This window comes from Flavobacterium sp. KY-23415, assembly GCF_055384985.1.
Genome location: NZ_AP044001.1, coordinates 3908763 through 3924912, shown reverse-complemented (window position 1 = coordinate 3924912; position 16150 = coordinate 3908763). Strand labels below are relative to the sequence as shown.

Below are 16150 nucleotides of genomic sequence, written 5' to 3'. Positions count from 1 at the left end.
TTTATGAGTATCTAATAATTATTGGTCTAACCATTTTTTAAATTGTGGAGTTATTGTGGTGCTTGTAGTTAATTTATTTTTATGGTTTTTTATTTTGATGAGCAAGCGATCATTAAAATAGGTTTCTATTTTTTCAATATAATTGAGGTTTATAATTTCGCTTCTATTAATTTGAAAGAAAATAGAAGGATCTAATTGTGCTATTAGCTCACTTATTTTATCTCTAAATGGGTATTCTTTGCCATTGTCATCAATTGCAATACATTTTCCACTATCAGAAAATAGTGCAGCTATGCTATTGGTGCTTAAAATAGTTATTTCATTATTGTTTTTAATAATAATTCGCTCTTTATAAGTAGTGGTTTTGAGTAGTGTTGTGGCAATTTTTTCCCAATCTTGTTGCTTTTCATCTCCTTTTAGGTTTTGAAATTTATGCATGGCTGCTTCGAATCTTTTGTAACTAATTGGTTTTAAAAGATAGGCAATTCCATTAGTATCAAAAGCATCTTGATAGAAGGTGTCGTAGGCTGTTGTAAATATTATGGGTGCCTCAATTTTGTTTTCTTTTAATAACGAAAAGACATTGCCGTCTAATAATTCTATATCTGAGAAAACAAGATCAACACTATTGTTTTGAAGTAACCAATCTTCTATTGCAGCTTTACTCTTTAAATGTGCAACAATTTCTAATGTAGCATCATACCTATGAATGTGGTTCACGATAATTTCTGCATTTAAATCTTCATCTTCTATAATGAGTACTTTCATTCTATAATGGGTATTTTGACAATATAATGTGTGCTTGTGGTTTCGAATGTTATGCTTTGATTGAACATTATTTGATATTGATTTTTCAAATATTGATTGCCTAATTTAGAGCTTTTTAAGGTCTCTACAGGTCGAAATTCATTCTTTATTATGATTTGATTTTCTATGCGCTCAAGAGTAATATGCAATGGTTTTTCGGTACTTCCGAAATTGTGTTTTATAGCATTTTCAAGACACAATTGTAGGGTGCATGGCACTATATAACCCGATTTGTCTTCAATAGAAAGCGAAAGTAGATAGGCATTATTGAAGCGTTTTTGAATTAAATTCATGTAGGAATTTATAAAATCAATTTCTTCTTTTAAGGTGACTATTTCTTGTTGATTATGTTTTAAATAATAGCGATACACATCTGAAAAATCGTCAATAAAATCTTCTACTTGTTCTGGCTTTTTATGGGCAAGATGCGATAAAACGCTAAGGTTATTGAATAGAAAGTGTGGTTCTAAATTTTTTTGAAGCATTTTCGATTGAAAAAGGGCTTTTTCTTTTTCTAATCGCTCAATATCTAAGGCTAATTTTTTGGCATTGGAAAAATGAAGATAGGCAATAGTATAGCCACTAATATAAAGATGATTGGTTGTTAAACCGAAAACAATATTTCCAATAAGCATATCCAAACTGGTGCTTAAATGATAGACAAAGTAACGTAGTAATATATAATACAAACTTGTAATGCAGCTAAAAAGGAGTAGTGCTACTAAAAATGTAAGTCCAATTTTTATTACTTTTTGAGTGTATTTTTTAGCAATGAATTGCCAAGATAAATAGGTGCTAATAAAAGAAAAAAGACAGCTAATTATTCCAAATATATGATCTTCGATATTGTAGAAATTAATATCTCCAAATTTTTTGGTTTGATAGAGTGTAAATATTTGTACTGTATTAATGAGTACAATTACTACTATAACAAGAATGCTATTTTTTAGAAATGAGCGATTGTTTATGGTATTCATGTTACAAATATAGGTAATGATTGAAAAAATAAAAGCATAGCCTAAAGGCTACGCTTTTATTTTTCGAATTTTATTTTTCTAGGACTAAAAAATCTTTAATTTCTCCTTTTTCGTTTAACGTTTGAATTTTTGGTTCTCCCTTATCATCTACATAAATCATCATTTTTGGGTTACCTTCTGAGTCGCTTATGAATAGCCCTTGTGAGTTTCCTTTTGTTTTTCCTAAGAATAGGAGATTTTTGCTTGCGTGTTCTTTATAAATTTCGTTTAATTTAGTATTTCTAAGTTTGGTGTCTTCAATTTTATTAGCTTCTTCTATTAATTTTTTTGTGAGTTCCATTTTTGATTCATAATTGATGGCGTTTATATGGATACCTCGTTGTGACGTCAATTTTCCGTCTTTCACAAATTCTTGATTGGATAGTTGTAATACTTGGTCGTTTTTATATTGATCCATTGTTATAGACATTCCTGTAACAATTCCTTTTTCTGTTTTTTTAGCCTGATAGATTAGTCCTCCACATTCATCTCCTTCATCATTAAAGAATATCATGCCAGAAGGTCGCTCTCTTTTTTCCCAATCTTTACCGTCCATTCTGCCAGAATGTTGTTTTTCTTTATTACTAATTACCATTCTAATGGTTCCATCGTTTTCTAAAATATTAATTCGTTTTACATTGATTTCTTCAAAGTTTTCAATTTGATTTATTTTATGAAAGGAAAATAAAACTAACGAAGTTAGTATTACTGTCATTATTGTTGCATAGGCTGTAAGGAATCTTAATTTTTTTGCTGTTGTACTCATTTTATATTTTTTAATTGATTATGAAGCAAAACTATAGGTTATCCCTTTGTTGTGAAATTAGAATTGAATGAAATGGGGAATATATGATTTGAAATAGGGGAAAAGTGAGGTGAATGATTTTGAATAGTTATTTTGGTTGGAGTAAATAAAAAAAGGCAAAGGAAATTATCCTTTGCCCAAACCTTCTTTGATTAATCCTATTAACTATTTTATGAAAAACGAAATTATTTACTACCTATTAATTTCTTCAAAGAAGGGCAAACAGCTAATTCAATATCGGCATGATTTTTAGATTCACATTTAGCAAACATTGCTACTAATTGTTCTTTGTTTATTTTTTTTTGTTGTGTTATTATGTTTTTTAATTCACTGGCAATTTCTTTAAGATTTTGCGAAACAGGAAGTAAAGGAATTATGAGAGGTGCATTATGGCTTAATTGGGTTAATTTTTCATGATTGTTTATCCATAAATCAAAATAACTTAGTAGTCCTTTTGAATTTTCTTTGTTTTTTAGATATTCCTCAGTAAGTTTCTCAAAAAGCAATGCATCTTCAGCATCTGGTGTGCAAGCATCTGCAAAGAGTGTAAAAGGGGAGTAGCTTTGGTATTCTGTTCCGCCTTTGTTTCGAGTATATACTTTTAGTGGTTCACATACTTTCGATAAAACTTCTAGAGCGCTGATATCTTGATTGTTTGCGATGTTTCTTAAGAGTACTGCTTTATTTTTAATGTGTTGCAAACCAAGTTCCTCTAGTCTAAAAGAAACATTCTTGATTCTTTTTCTCATGGAATCTACATCATTAACTGTGCTATTTGACCAAAGTCTTTCTGCAATGGCAGCTGTTCTTGGCCATAAACGGGAATCTATTGTTGCAGGAGTAACAAGCTCTCCCCACATGGTTGCTTCACCACCAAGTATTCTCTTTTTTTCTTCGGTTGTTAAGTTTGCTTTTTCATCGATGAGCATTACTTTATAATGTTCTTCAATGCTCAATACTAAATCAATATAGAATCCGTTAGATAGTACCGTTTTGTAGCCCGATTTTGCAGCGTTTATTAATGATTCTCCTGCTTGCAATCCTTCATTAACACCTCTCCAAGAGTGAATAATGGCATTTTTGCTCATGTTGGGTGTCATAATTTCTTCCCAACCCATGATTTCTTTATTGTTGGCTTGCAAAATTTTTAATAGTTTCATGTTAAAATAGGTTTGCAAATCATGGTTGGTTTTTAATTGATGCTCTTTTTTAAAGGCTTGTATTCTGGGATTAGCATCCCAATCTTTGCCTTCATTTTCATCGCCACCAATGTGAAAGTATTTAGATGGGAATAATGTGCATACTTCATTAAATATTTGTTCTAAAATGGTATATGTTTTAGGGTTAGTGGGGTCTAACGTTGGGTTGAATATGCCTGCATTTCTTTCTAATGTATAGGTTTTTAGAGTATTGTCTTTGTTGTAATAACTGCCAATTTCTGGTATGGCTGTAAGAATGGCTGTGGCATGTCCTGGCACATCAATTTCTGGAATAACCATTATGCCTCTTTCGGCTGCATAATTAATAATGTATTTAATATCTTCTTGGGTATAGAAAAGCCCGTCAGAAGCCAAATTTGTTAATTGAGGCAAGCTTTTAATTTCTATTCTCCATCCTTGGTCATCGGTCAAATGCCAATGAAAAACATTAAGTTTCAAAGCTGCCATTGCATCTAGATTTCGGGTAATCACTTCAATTGGCTGAAAATGTCTTGCCACATCGATCATTAAACCTCTCCATGTAAATTGTGGTGCATCATTTATTTCTAAAGAGGGAAACACAAATTGACCTTGCTGAACTGTAAGAAGTTGTAATAGGGTTTCTAAAGCATGCATGGCTCCCAAATCGGAATTTGCATGGATAGCTATATTTTTTGGAGTTATCTTTAATTGATAACTTTCGTCTTGATTTAAATCTATTTTCCCTTCTTCTTTGCAATGTATTTGTAATTGTGCATTGGGTTCTTGATTTGTAGTTGTAATAAAACTTTGTGTGAAGAAATTTCCTGTTCTACCATCTAAACGTCTTAAAAAACGTGTAGCATAATTGTAGATTCGGGCATCTGGTTTTCCAGTAATATTAATAGTAAAATCTTTGGTTAATTTAAATGTTTCTTGATTTAAATTAATGTTTTGAGGCCACGGCATTAAATTTAAATCATGTGTGGTAATGTTTTGTGCATATGTCGTTAGACTAATGAATAGTATGAGGTATAGATATTTCATCTAATTTTTAATTATGAAGTAATAATGTTTAGAAACTTGAATAATGGCTTTTTTATTAAAAGGCTGTCTAAATATTTTTCATTCTTAGTGTTATTCATTTTTAACAGTGTTTTCTAAATATTTTTTCAGACAGCCTTTTTGGTTTAATAAGGGGGCATTTACTTTAATTAATAATCAAATCGTTTGAATGCTTCAATGGCTTCATATTCTGGTAAACCTAAGAAGTCATAAAGCTTTGCTGTATTTTTATTTCGATCTTCCGCTCTTACCCAAAATTCTCTTGAATCGCTTCCTTGAAACATGACTCTGTCTTTTTGCGATTGGTGCGATAAGATGGCGTTTCTTTTTATTAAGACTTCATCTGGACTTAATGGAACTGCCATATCAATTTCATGCGTGTCCCATTCGTGCCAAGCACCTCTATATAACCATAACCAGCAATCATTCATGTAAGCTTGTGGTTTTAGGTTTTTCATTGCTGCAAAAATTGCATTTAAGCATATTTCATGTGTGCCATGCGGATCTGCAAGATCTCCAGCAGCAAAAACTTGATGTGGTTTAATTTCTGAAATGATGTTTTCAATAATTTCAACATCTTTTTGACCTAGAGGGTTTTTCTTAATTTGTCCTGTTTCATAAAAAGGTAAATCTAAAAAATGAACATTTTCATCTTTAAGCCCTAATGATCTTGTTGCTGCATAGGATTCTCTTCTTCTAATGAGTCCTTTTAATTTTCTGACTTCTAGTGCATCTATTTGATTTTCTTTTTTATTGTTTAGAAAATTAATTACAGTAAGAAAATCAATTCCATTGTTGTTTTGTTCTGAAAAATCGTGTGCCACTTCTGCAAATTTTAGTGCTTCATAATCGGTAACAGCTATATTTCCAGAGGTTTGATACACAACATGTACGTCGTGTCCTTGTTTAATTAATTTATAGAACGTTCCTCCCATTGATATTACATCATCATCTGGATGTGGACTAAAAATGATGACTCTTTTTTTCTCTGGCAATGCTCTTTCTGGTCTATGGGTATCGTCTGTGTTGGGTTTTCCACCTGGCCAACCTGTAATAGTATGCTGCAATACATTGAACATATTAATATTTAGATCATAGGCTGAACCTTCTAAGGCTAAAAGATCGGACATTCCATGATTATTATAGTCTCTATCTGTAAGTTTAAGAATAGATTGGTTGGTTTGTTGGCACAACCAAACAATAGCTTTTCTTTTTAATTCTTGAGACCATTTGCATTCGCCAACTAGCCACGGTGTTTTGAAACGAGTGAGTGCTGAAGCTGCAAAAATGTCTAATACAAAAGTTGTATTGTTATGATTTTGTAAAAATGTTGCAGGCACATCGGAACTTATATCACCTTGTATGGTTGTATTAATTACTTCTGCTTTGTTTTCTCCCCAAGCTAATAATACGATTCTTTTCGATTTTAAAATTGTAGCAATTCCCATGGTGATTGCTCTTTTAGGAACATTGCTTATTCCATTAAATGCAGATGACGCATCGGCTCTAGTAACATGATCTAGTGTAATAATTCTTGTTCCAGAGTTTACATGCGATCCTGGTTCGTTAAAACCAATGTGTCCTGTTCTACCAATTCCTAGTAATTGAAAATCTAGTCCTCCAACATCTTTAATGTTCATTTCATAATCAATGCAGTATTGATTAATTTCATCCATTGGAACTGTTCCATCTGGAATATTGATGTTGTCTGGATTCATATCTATATGATTGAACAGGTGTTCGTGCATGAAATAGTGATAACTTTGATTATTCTCCTTTGTCATTGGATAATATTCGTCCAGATTGAATGTAATTACATTATAAAAGCTAAGGTTTTCCTCTTTGTGCATTCTAACCAATTCTTCATATACTTTTATTGGTGAAGATCCTGTAGCTAATCCTAAAACACAGTTTTTGTTTTCTTTTTGTTTGGTTCTGATTAATGTTGCAATTTCATGGGCTACAACAATAGAGGCTTCTGCTGCATTTTTAAAAATGGCATTATGAATTTTCTCAAATCGAGTTTCTTCAAAGTGTCCAACACTTTTGTAACTGATGTCTGGTTTAATGTCTAAAACATTTTTCATATGTTCTTTTTTGCGTTTTTTTATTTAAAATGAAGCTGTCTAAAAAAAATCACAGTCTTGTTAAACTATAACGTACCATTTATTCTATTTTGAAATAAATTCGTAAGGATAAAACAGTTTTCTTTAGACAGTTTCATTTTTATCAAGGATTAGAAGTTTGGACCTGTTGTGTCCCACCAAAGTCTTGTTGCTCCATTGTCTGGGCCATTTAATTTGCTAATGCCTGTGGCAACACCTGCTGCATTTCCATTTCTCTCAGATATTGGGAAATTGATTCTTCGAACTCCTAAATTGGAGTCAATTATTCCACCACTTGTATTTTTGATTATTGGGAATAATTTTGGATAACCTGTTCTTCTGTGTTCAGACCACGCTTCTTGTCCGTCAGGGAAACATGCAATCCATTTTTGAGTAATTATTCGTTCTAATTTTAACTCATTACTGTCGGCATCATTCCATTGAATGGTAATGGTGCTTACAGCATTTGAATTGTTTACAGCATAACCTGGTGCAGCATCAACATAATTAGCGGGAACGCTACTATTGTCTGCCAAATAACTAATTGCACCAGTTGCTGTATGTTGTTCAAAAGATTTTTTTATACCTTCTTCATATAATGCTTGTGGAGTATCTCCCATATTCCAACCTCTCAATGCTCCTTCAGCTCTTAAGAAATATACTTCTGCCGCTGTCATGAAAGTAATTTGTGAAAGAATATGATCGGCTAATCCAGAAAAATCCTGATGGTCACTTTTTGAAATGATATTGATTCCTGTTCTTACTCCTTTATATTCTGATGGAAACTGGTCTGATTCTTTGAAGTATTTACTAATTCTAGGATCTGAATAGCCCACTAAAATAGACTCCATATCTGCAGACATTCTAATGTCTTTCCAAGATTCACTAATCATGCCTACTGGATGAGGGAGATTTAATGATAGTATCCCACTGTTTTCTGTAATAACACCAATGCTGTGGTTTAGAGATTTTTCGGCTTGCGTTTTGGCTAAGGTTGGATTTATTTTTGTTATTCTCATGGCTAATCTCAAACGAAGTGAGTTTGCAAACTGAACCCATTTTGTCATGTTTCCTGCAAAAACAGTTTGGTCAACACCTCCTAAATTAGAAGGTTCTCCGCTTTGAATTTTATTAGTTAAATGAGTAATCGCAGTTTCTAAATCGGCAAACATAGCATTGTAAATTTCTTCTTGCGAATCGTAGGAAACGGGTAGAGCACCTGTTCCGTATTGAGAATACACTGCTGGTCCAAATTTATCTGTAACACGGTGCATGGCTTGTACTTTTAATATTAGTGATAAACCATAAAAATCGTTTTGTACATTTTTAGTTTTTTTCTCAATAGCATCGGTAAATGCCATGATATTTTTATAGGTTGGTGCCCAAGCAAAATCGTTCCAACCATCAATCAAGTTATAGGTGCTGTTGTTGCTTCCTCCTGCAAAACCTGTTGGTGTTGCCATATAACCCGACCATAAATCTGCATTTAAATTTTGCTGTAATTGGTATTGCCATTCAGGTTTTGCAATTACAATATTAGAGTATATTCCTTTAAATAAATCGGGTAATGTAAGTGTAAATTCGTCATTCGAATTTGAGTTAATTTTTTCAAAATCGTCAGTACAGCTAAATAAGTTGAACAATGCAACTATAATTGCTACTTTTAAAAATTGTTTTTTCATTTTCTTAGATTAAAAAGTTACATTTAAGTTTAAACCAATACTTCGAGTACTTGGTGTTCCATAGACGTCAACACCTTGTAATCCTTCCCCTGTACTCAAAGATAAATTAGGGTCAAATGGTGCTTTTTTATAGATAAAAAATAAATTTCTACCGATTAAAGATATTGAGGCTGCATCTATTAATCCAGCTCTCTTAGGAGTGAATGTGTAGCCTAAAGAAAGTTCTCTTAAAGTAATGTTTGTTGCGTCATAGATATATTCTCCTGCAACTCCGTTTCTTCCTCCAACGAATTTGTAGTATTCTTCTGCTGGAAAAGTGGTTGTTCCTGCAACTCCAGAGGCATCTACTGTTTGAAGCGTAACTCCTCCATTATTTCTAGCGTCTGCAGAAGCTTGAGAAACACCATAGAAATCATTGATAGATTCCGTTAAACTTAATACATCGCCACCAAATCGACCATCAATAAGTAGATTTACATTAATATTTCCAATTTTAAAGTTGTTAGCTAACCCTAGCATAAAATCTGGGTTTGCATTTCCAATTTCTTCCATTTGGTTATTGTATTGTAAAGATCCGTCAGCGGCTAATATAGCTCTTCCTTGGTCGTCTTTTCTTAAGGTGCGTCCAAGAATAACTCCAAAAGGTCTTCCTTCAATCAAAGAATATTGGTAACCATTGTTTCCAGCTGGTGTTAAAACTACTTCATTTCCTAAATCTACAGGAATATTTTCAACTGTGTTTTTATTGTGTGAATAGTTCACTATAGTTTTCCAAGAAAATTTGTCTTTATCAATAATTTTAGCATCTGCAATAAGTTCAATTCCAGAGTTTTTAATTGTACCACTATTTACACCAATGAAATTTGATGGTGTTCCAGAGGATGGAGCAGGAATGTAGAATAATTGGTTTTTAGTTTTTGAATTATAATAGGATAATTCAAAACCAAATCGGTTTTCAAAAAGTCGCCATTCTGTACCAATTTCAAATTCTGATTTTAATTCCGATTTAAAATCTGAACCTTGTAATGGTACTACATTAGGGAAAGTTGGGTTTCCTGTAACAGGGTCAATGGAGTGTTTAGGTACTGTTAAATAGGGAGAAACATCGTTACCTACTTCTGCATAGGAAATTCTAATTTTTCCATAATCAACAAATTTTGGCATTTCTATAACATCAGATATGATATTCGATAAACCTACAGATTTGTAAAAGAAACTTGTACTTGAGGTGTTTACTAATGCAGAAGACCAGTCTTTTCTTCCACTCACATCTAAAAATAAATAATTTTTATAGCCCACATTTGCTGTTGCAAAAACAGATTGTATTTCTTTATTTCCTCCGTCCACTTGTCTACTTCCTCTAATGCTATTGAAATTTGCTAACGTAAACCAGTTTGGAGATGCTAATCCTTCTGTTATACCTGAATCTAACCAAGTTCCTTTGGTGTTAGAGTATTTTAATAAACTGGTACCTATATTTGTAGTTAAACTAAAATCTTCATTAAGATCGGTGTTTATCGTAGCAATCAAGTCTCCATAATTTTGAGTACTTACTAAGTTGTAGAATATATATCTACCGTTTTCATGAGATAGTGTTGCTGCAGAAGTAGCATACATCTTTTTGTCAAATGAGTTTGTCGCATTGTTATAGCTATATCTTGATGCAATTTTTAGCCAATTATTAATGGCATAATCTAAACTCAAAGAGGCCATTAAAAAACGGTTTGTATCTAAGGTTCTGTTTCTATTTATTATCCAAAACGGATTTTGTTGAAATTCATCTGGACTAGGAGAATTATTCCAGTTTTGTCTAGGAATGTCTAATAATGCATCATATACTTCATAATTGTTTTTATAATAGTTATAATCATTATTTCTATTCATAGTATATAATCCCGTTAATGGGTTATTATACAATCCACTTGTGGGTCTGTTATGAATCTTTTGGTTTGCATAGCTAACGAAAGCACTAATATTTAATTTATCATTAAAAAACTTGGTGTTTTGTTTAAGCGAAAAATTGTTTTTATTCAATGTGTTTTCTGGTATAATTCCCGATGCTCTGGTGTTTGCAAACGATAGCATTGATGTTCCTAGTTGGCTTGTACCGGTATAGTTTACCGAAGTGGTTTGTGTTATTCCTGTATTGAAAAAATCTTTTACATATTCTTTGCTTTGCCCTGCTGGTCCCCAAGATTCTGGTGCACTATCGGAAAGTGCTAAATAGGAATTTTGCAATTTTGGTAATGCAACTGCTTGTTCGAATATAGATGTAGAAGTGATTTTCAAAGTGGGTTTGCCTAGACCTCCTTTTTTAGTGGTTAACAAAATAACTCCTCTTCCTCCTTGTGTTCCATATAGTGCAGCAGCAGCAGCTCCTTTAAGTACTGACATACTTTCGATGTCGTCTGGATTAATTAATGAAACCACATCTCCACCATCTCTATTTCCTGTTCCTGTATCTCCAAAAACTTCATTGGGTTGACTTGGTGATGCATTATATAAAGGAATACCATCTACTACATATAATGGTTGATTGCTTACTAATGAGGAATTTCCTCTAATTACTACTTTTGTTGAACCTCCTGTTCCACCTGCACTTCTTGTTACAGCTACTCCTGCAATTTTTCCTGCAATAGTGTTTACTACATTGGCATCTTTTACCCTTGTTAATTCTTCATTTTTTACTTCTTGGGTGGAGTAGGTTAATGACTTTTTGGATTTTTTAATCCCTAATGAGGTTACAACTACTTCGTTTAATCCTGTTACAATAGATTCGTTTAATTGTACTTTGATTTCTTCTTGGTTTTGTATAACTATTTCTTTGGTTTCAAAACCAAGGTAGGAGATGACGAGTGTTTGTCCTTGGTTTACATCGATTGTAAAGTAACCATCAAAATCGCTGACTGTTCCTTTTTTTTCGCCTTTAATTATGATGTTTGCCATGTTTAAAGGCAATCCTGACATGTCTGTGACCTGTCCTTTTACTTTCTTTACTTGTGCAACAACATTGTGCATCGTAAAAAAAAGCAGAGTAATTAAAATTACTTTTTTCATATTATATAATTTGTTTTTTTGTTAGTCATATTGTAAATGTATTTTTTACTGTTGTTAAAAAAAAATTATTTAAACCAACAACATCAAAATTTCAACGAACGGCATTTTTTTATCAATAATGTTTTGTAAATGATCTTTTTTTGGTTCAAAATGGAATACTTTATTTTTTGTATTTTTATTTATACTTGATTTTTTTTCTATAATTAATAAAAAATATTTCTTTTAATTGTTAAAAAAGTTGTTTTTTTGTTTTTTATTAGAAAATTATAAAGCAAGTAATATTTGCTTCTGTATTGTGAACATTAGCCTCTTTCAGATAATTTGTTGTATTGTTTTTTATCAATTAATCCAATAACGTTCCTGTTTGTTTAGATAGTTTGAGTTAATGATAGATTAAAAATCAAAACGGGTGTAATTTTTTTGTTGAGTTCTAATAATAACTTATAATTTTTTAAGTTTAATTTTATTTTTTATAATAGGTATAAAAGTGTATTCTAATTTATGAATGTTTTTCAATTGAAATCTATTTTTTCTAGTAAAAATAAATATGAGAAGCCTAAAATTCCATTTCGGTATCATTTGTGGTTTTGGCTTTTCTATTTTTTAATGAACTTCCTTAGATGGGGTGCATATTTTGATGACTATAGTTATTCGTTAAAGTCAAATATCTTAGAGTTCATCATTCATATTCCTTTTGCCTATTTTAATTTGTATTTTTTATTACCAAAATTTATTTTAAGTCATCGATATAAAGAATATTTAGTGTGGCTTTTTGGAAGTATTTTTTTAGCCTATATAATTAGGACGTTCTTAACCTATTATTTAATTACTGAAGATATTTGGCCAGAATCGAGTAAAGATTACAAGCCCTATAATATTAATTATATAGTAGCAGTAGTAATTGGGGAATTATATGTTTTGGCAATTGTAACGTCTGTCTATCTGACTATGGTTTGGATTAAAGAAAGGAATAGAAACAAAGCCCTAGTAGAAAGTCAGTTGAAAATTAAATTGGAATTTTTAAGAAATCAAATTCAACCGCATTTCTTTTTTAACACTTTGAATAATTTATATTCATTATCCCTACAATCTTCTACAAAAGTTCCAGAGGTAATTATAAAACTTTCTAAACTAATGGAATATGTTTTATATGATATTAATGATGTTCAAAAGGTCTTGTTATTAAAGGAAATAGAATATATTAATAATTATATTGAAATTGAAAAATTACGCTTCTCGGATGCCATTTCTATTTTTAATATTGAATCCGATATTGAAAAAGTGCAAATTCCACCTCTCTTGCTTATTTCTTTTATAGAAAATGCATTTAAACATGGCGGAATTCATAATAAAGATTTAATTATAAAATTGAATGTCAAAATTATAAATGAACAATTGCACTTTGAAATTATTAATAATTTTAAAGTAGAAACTCCTTTAAAAAATAAAGGAGGTATTGGTCTGTCTAACGTTAAGAAAAGATTAGAATTATTGTACAAATCTAACTACACTTTAGAAGAAATGACTAAATTTAATTATTTTATAATTCGATTACAAATACCATTACAGTATGAAGATTAATTGCGTCATAGTTGACGATGAGCCTCTGGCTTTGAATGTTTTAGAAAAATATTTTGAAGCTTTTCCAGATTTTGAAATTGTTGGAAAATTTGACAATGCTTTGGAAAGTCTCACATTTCTAAATGCAAATCAGCATGTTGATGTCTTATTTGTAGATATAAAAATGCCTGTTATGACAGGTTTCGAATTGATTAATCTATTGAAATTTAAATCTTTTGTTGTAATTACTAGTGCATTTAGAGAGTTTGCTGCAGAAAGTTATGACCTAAATGTTTTGGATTATTTAGTAAAACCAATTCCGTTTTCGAGGTTTGCAAAGTGTATTGATAAATTACTCTTAGAGTTGAATGCTAAAAATAATTTAAAATTAGAGCCTGTTTCAGAATCTTATTTTTTTGTAAAAGTTGATAAAAAGATGATTAAAATTAATTTAAATCAGATTTTATTTATCGAAGGAATGAAAGAATACATTAAGATTATTACAAGCGATAAAACCTATATTACGCACAAATCATTATCTTCTTTATCGGAAGAACTTTCAGAATCTAATTTTATTAGAGTACATAAATCCTATACCATTGCCATAGATAAGGTCGATTTTATAGAAGGGAATAGAATTCAAATTAAGAATCATACTATTCCAATTGGTAGAAATTTTGCCAAAGAGGTGAAAAATAGAATTTTAGAATAAAAGAAGCTGTTCTAAAAGTTAGTAATCTTTCATTTCGACCAAAGGGAGAAATCACATAACGCTGATTATGAGATGACTAATTGTGTCGAAGTGACAAATAGGTGTTGATTATTTACTCTTAGGACAACTTCAAGGATTTACAATAACGCTATAATTTGGGTTTAATTCGTAAAAAAAAGTACTTCAGTCTGCAAAAAATAATTAATGCAAACTTCTCATTTCTTGCATTTTCCATTCTCCATTAGGTTCTTTGGTTAAATGAGTAAAAACAGTAATATTCTTTTTAGTTCCTTGCACTTCAATTGTTAATTGAGCCGTTCCATAACCATTACTAATGTTTATATTTCCCATTGGCATCATGCCATAGCCAGAAATTTTACCTACTTCGCTAAGAATGGCATCGTTTTGTTCAATTTCGTGTATAGCTACTTTATAAGCATCCGAATTTTTCATCACTGAGCTTAAGAAAAAAACAAAAAATGTAAAACAACAAATTACCACTGCTACTAAAGGAATAATGCGCTTCGTTTTTGATGGTTTATTTAGGTTTTTAACAACTATTGTATTTGCAAATTTATCACCCAAACGTTTTTTGTCGGTACTGGATATTAAAATTAGGAATTCAACAGGCCAAATGATAACAGAAATATTTCTTAAAAACAATCTTCCTATAGAAGGAATCTCATTTGCATTTTTTTCATCTCGAACCCTAATTCCCATGACCCATTTTCCAATGCTTACGCCATCTATACAGTCTTTTGCCATATAAATTAGTAATGTAATGAGCATTACAGAAAAAACATGCTGTCCAATTTGTGCAATGTTATCATTATTTATGAAATCGGGACCCAATAGTAAAAAAATAATTCCTACTGCAAGAACCGACATAACTAAATGATCAATTAGATAGGCAACAATTCTTCTTTTTCTACTCGCTAATGCAATGTTTCCAATTTCTGATTTTTGTGTATTCTCCAACATAGATAAATTTTAATGTTCTTCTTCCTTCTTTTCTTTTTTGGTTACAATGATTTGGCTGTCTCTTGTGTTTTTTTGAACTGTAATAGCTCCAAAAATGGCTAGAAGGAAAGAAAAAGCATAGAAGCCTTTTTCACTTGGTAAAAGCGTAGCATTCCAAAGACCAACAACTAATAATGCAATAGACAAAATAGTAGCAAACCAACAAATGCCATAGTATAAATCGGTTACAGGAATATCCTCTAGTTTGTCTCTAACACTTTTTTGCAGCGATACTACAGCAAAAAGACCAAACATTAGGATTGTGAAGTAATATCCTTTTTCGTTCAATAACATTTCGGCTCTAAATAGTCCAATTAAATAGCCCACCATGCCTGCTCCAAGAGCAATCCATGAGGCTGCAACGAATGCATTTGATGGTTTTTGATTCATAAATGTAAATTTTAATTTTTTATAATCCCGAGTATAGAACTTTCAGTTTTACAAGCAATGCTACCCAGTTCAATTTTTAATGAAGATAAATGTAAGTTATTTTTTATTGAATTTAAAAATTTGTTAACTCAATTTTAAGAAAAGAGATGTTTTTAGCACTTATTTTATTGAAAAATACGGGAATAAAAATCTATTATTTTCTCATTTTCTTTTTTCGTTTAGTCTTTTTTTTAATATAAATATATTTATATTTTTTTTCATCAAGTTGTGCTTTAGTTTTAACTAAATCTTTATTACTTAAAAAGTATAAAAAACAAATAAATAATATAATTAATCCTATCATCTTTGCTCCATAAGGAGTAAGAGTGCCTTCTCCATAATTCGATCTTGAAAAAGTGATACTACTTGAACTGCTTTCATAATAGTCCATAATATACCCTAACAATAGTATGAAAACACCACCAATTAGAGACAGCCAGTATGCGATTTTATAACTCTGCATTTAATGTTTGTAAAAGTTTAAAAAATAATAATAGTGAATAAAAGTAAAAAGATGCACTATAAAACCAATTATATTAATAATAAAAAGACTTTGCGATATTTTTTTTATTCTTATTAAAGTAATAACAGATGGAATTGTAAATAAAATTAAAAAAATTAAAGGGAAAAAGAATAAATAACCAAAGCCCATGGGGCCACCGCCTGATTTTATTATATCAAAAAGTTGTGGGATATAGATACTTATATTTACTA

General features: G+C 31.0%; 12 protein-coding genes. 2 read left to right on the top strand and 10 right to left on the bottom strand.

Features of this window, described 5'->3' with window-relative positions; all coding sequences use genetic code 11:
* Positions 1-18 precede the first annotated feature (18 nt).
* The 7 genes from ACZ49Z_RS17200 to ACZ49Z_RS17170 form a co-directional block, all read right to left on the bottom strand.
* Complete coding sequence (locus ACZ49Z_RS17200; RefSeq protein ID WP_464305535.1) at positions 19-768, bottom strand: LytR/AlgR family response regulator transcription factor; 750 nt, start codon at positions 766-768, stop codon at positions 19-21.
* Entirely contained in the window at positions 765-1784 is a 1020-nt protein-coding gene (locus ACZ49Z_RS17195; RefSeq protein ID WP_464305534.1) for a sensor histidine kinase, read from the bottom strand. The genes ACZ49Z_RS17200 and ACZ49Z_RS17195 overlap by 4 nt, the downstream gene beginning before the upstream one ends.
* A gap of 70 nt (positions 1785-1854) precedes the next feature.
* On the bottom strand, positions 1855-2589 hold the full coding sequence (locus tag ACZ49Z_RS17190; protein WP_464305533.1) for a hypothetical protein: 735 nt from the start codon (positions 2587-2589) through the stop codon (positions 1855-1857).
* Between the two features lie 224 nt (positions 2590-2813).
* Positions 2814-4853 (bottom strand): beta-N-acetylhexosaminidase, encoded by a 2040-nt coding sequence (locus ACZ49Z_RS17185; protein WP_464305532.1) that lies wholly within the window; start codon positions 4851-4853, stop codon positions 2814-2816.
* Between the two features lie 167 nt (positions 4854-5020).
* The gene (gene nagB / locus ACZ49Z_RS17180; protein ID WP_464305531.1) at positions 5021-6958 is read right to left on the bottom strand and encodes a glucosamine-6-phosphate deaminase; all 1938 of its coding nucleotides are present in this window, start codon (positions 6956-6958) and stop codon (positions 5021-5023) included.
* A 149-nt stretch (positions 6959-7107) separates the two neighbouring features.
* Positions 7108-8658 carry a RagB/SusD family nutrient uptake outer membrane protein gene (locus ACZ49Z_RS17175; protein WP_464305530.1) on the bottom strand — a complete coding sequence of 517 codons (1551 nt, stop codon included), beginning with the start codon at positions 8656-8658 and terminating at the stop codon, positions 7108-7110.
* Positions 8659-8667: 9 nt separating this feature from the next.
* Entirely contained in the window at positions 8668-11715 is a 3048-nt protein-coding gene (locus ACZ49Z_RS17170) for a SusC/RagA family TonB-linked outer membrane protein (RefSeq protein WP_464305529.1), read from the bottom strand.
* A gap of 501 nt (positions 11716-12216) precedes the next feature.
* Here ACZ49Z_RS17170 and ACZ49Z_RS17165 point away from each other — a divergent pair.
* Together ACZ49Z_RS17165 and ACZ49Z_RS17160 are read left to right on the top strand one after the other, a co-directional pair.
* Positions 12217-13296: a sensor histidine kinase gene (locus ACZ49Z_RS17165; protein WP_464305528.1), complete on the top strand. Its 1080-nt coding sequence runs from the start codon at positions 12217-12219 to the stop codon at positions 13294-13296.
* Positions 13286-13987, top strand: coding sequence for a LytR/AlgR family response regulator transcription factor (locus ACZ49Z_RS17160; protein ID WP_464305527.1), 702 nt, complete (start codon positions 13286-13288; stop codon positions 13985-13987). The genes ACZ49Z_RS17165 and ACZ49Z_RS17160 overlap by 11 nt, the downstream gene beginning before the upstream one ends.
* A gap of 201 nt (positions 13988-14188) precedes the next feature.
* Here the strand turns inward: ACZ49Z_RS17160 and ACZ49Z_RS17155 are convergent, their stop codons facing one another.
* The 3 genes from ACZ49Z_RS17155 to ACZ49Z_RS17145 form a co-directional block, all read right to left on the bottom strand.
* A complete protein-coding gene (locus tag ACZ49Z_RS17155; RefSeq protein ID WP_464305526.1) occupies positions 14189-14968 on the bottom strand; it encodes an RDD family protein in 780 nt (259 codons plus the stop codon).
* 9 nt (positions 14969-14977) lie between these two features.
* Positions 14978-15397 carry an inner membrane protein YiaA gene (gene yiaA / locus ACZ49Z_RS17150; RefSeq protein ID WP_464305525.1) on the bottom strand — a complete coding sequence of 140 codons (420 nt, stop codon included), beginning with the start codon at positions 15395-15397 and terminating at the stop codon, positions 14978-14980.
* A 193-nt stretch (positions 15398-15590) separates the two neighbouring features.
* Positions 15591-15899, bottom strand: coding sequence for a hypothetical protein (locus ACZ49Z_RS17145; RefSeq protein WP_464305524.1), 309 nt, complete (start codon positions 15897-15899; stop codon positions 15591-15593).
* Positions 15900-16150: the final 251 nt, after the last annotated feature.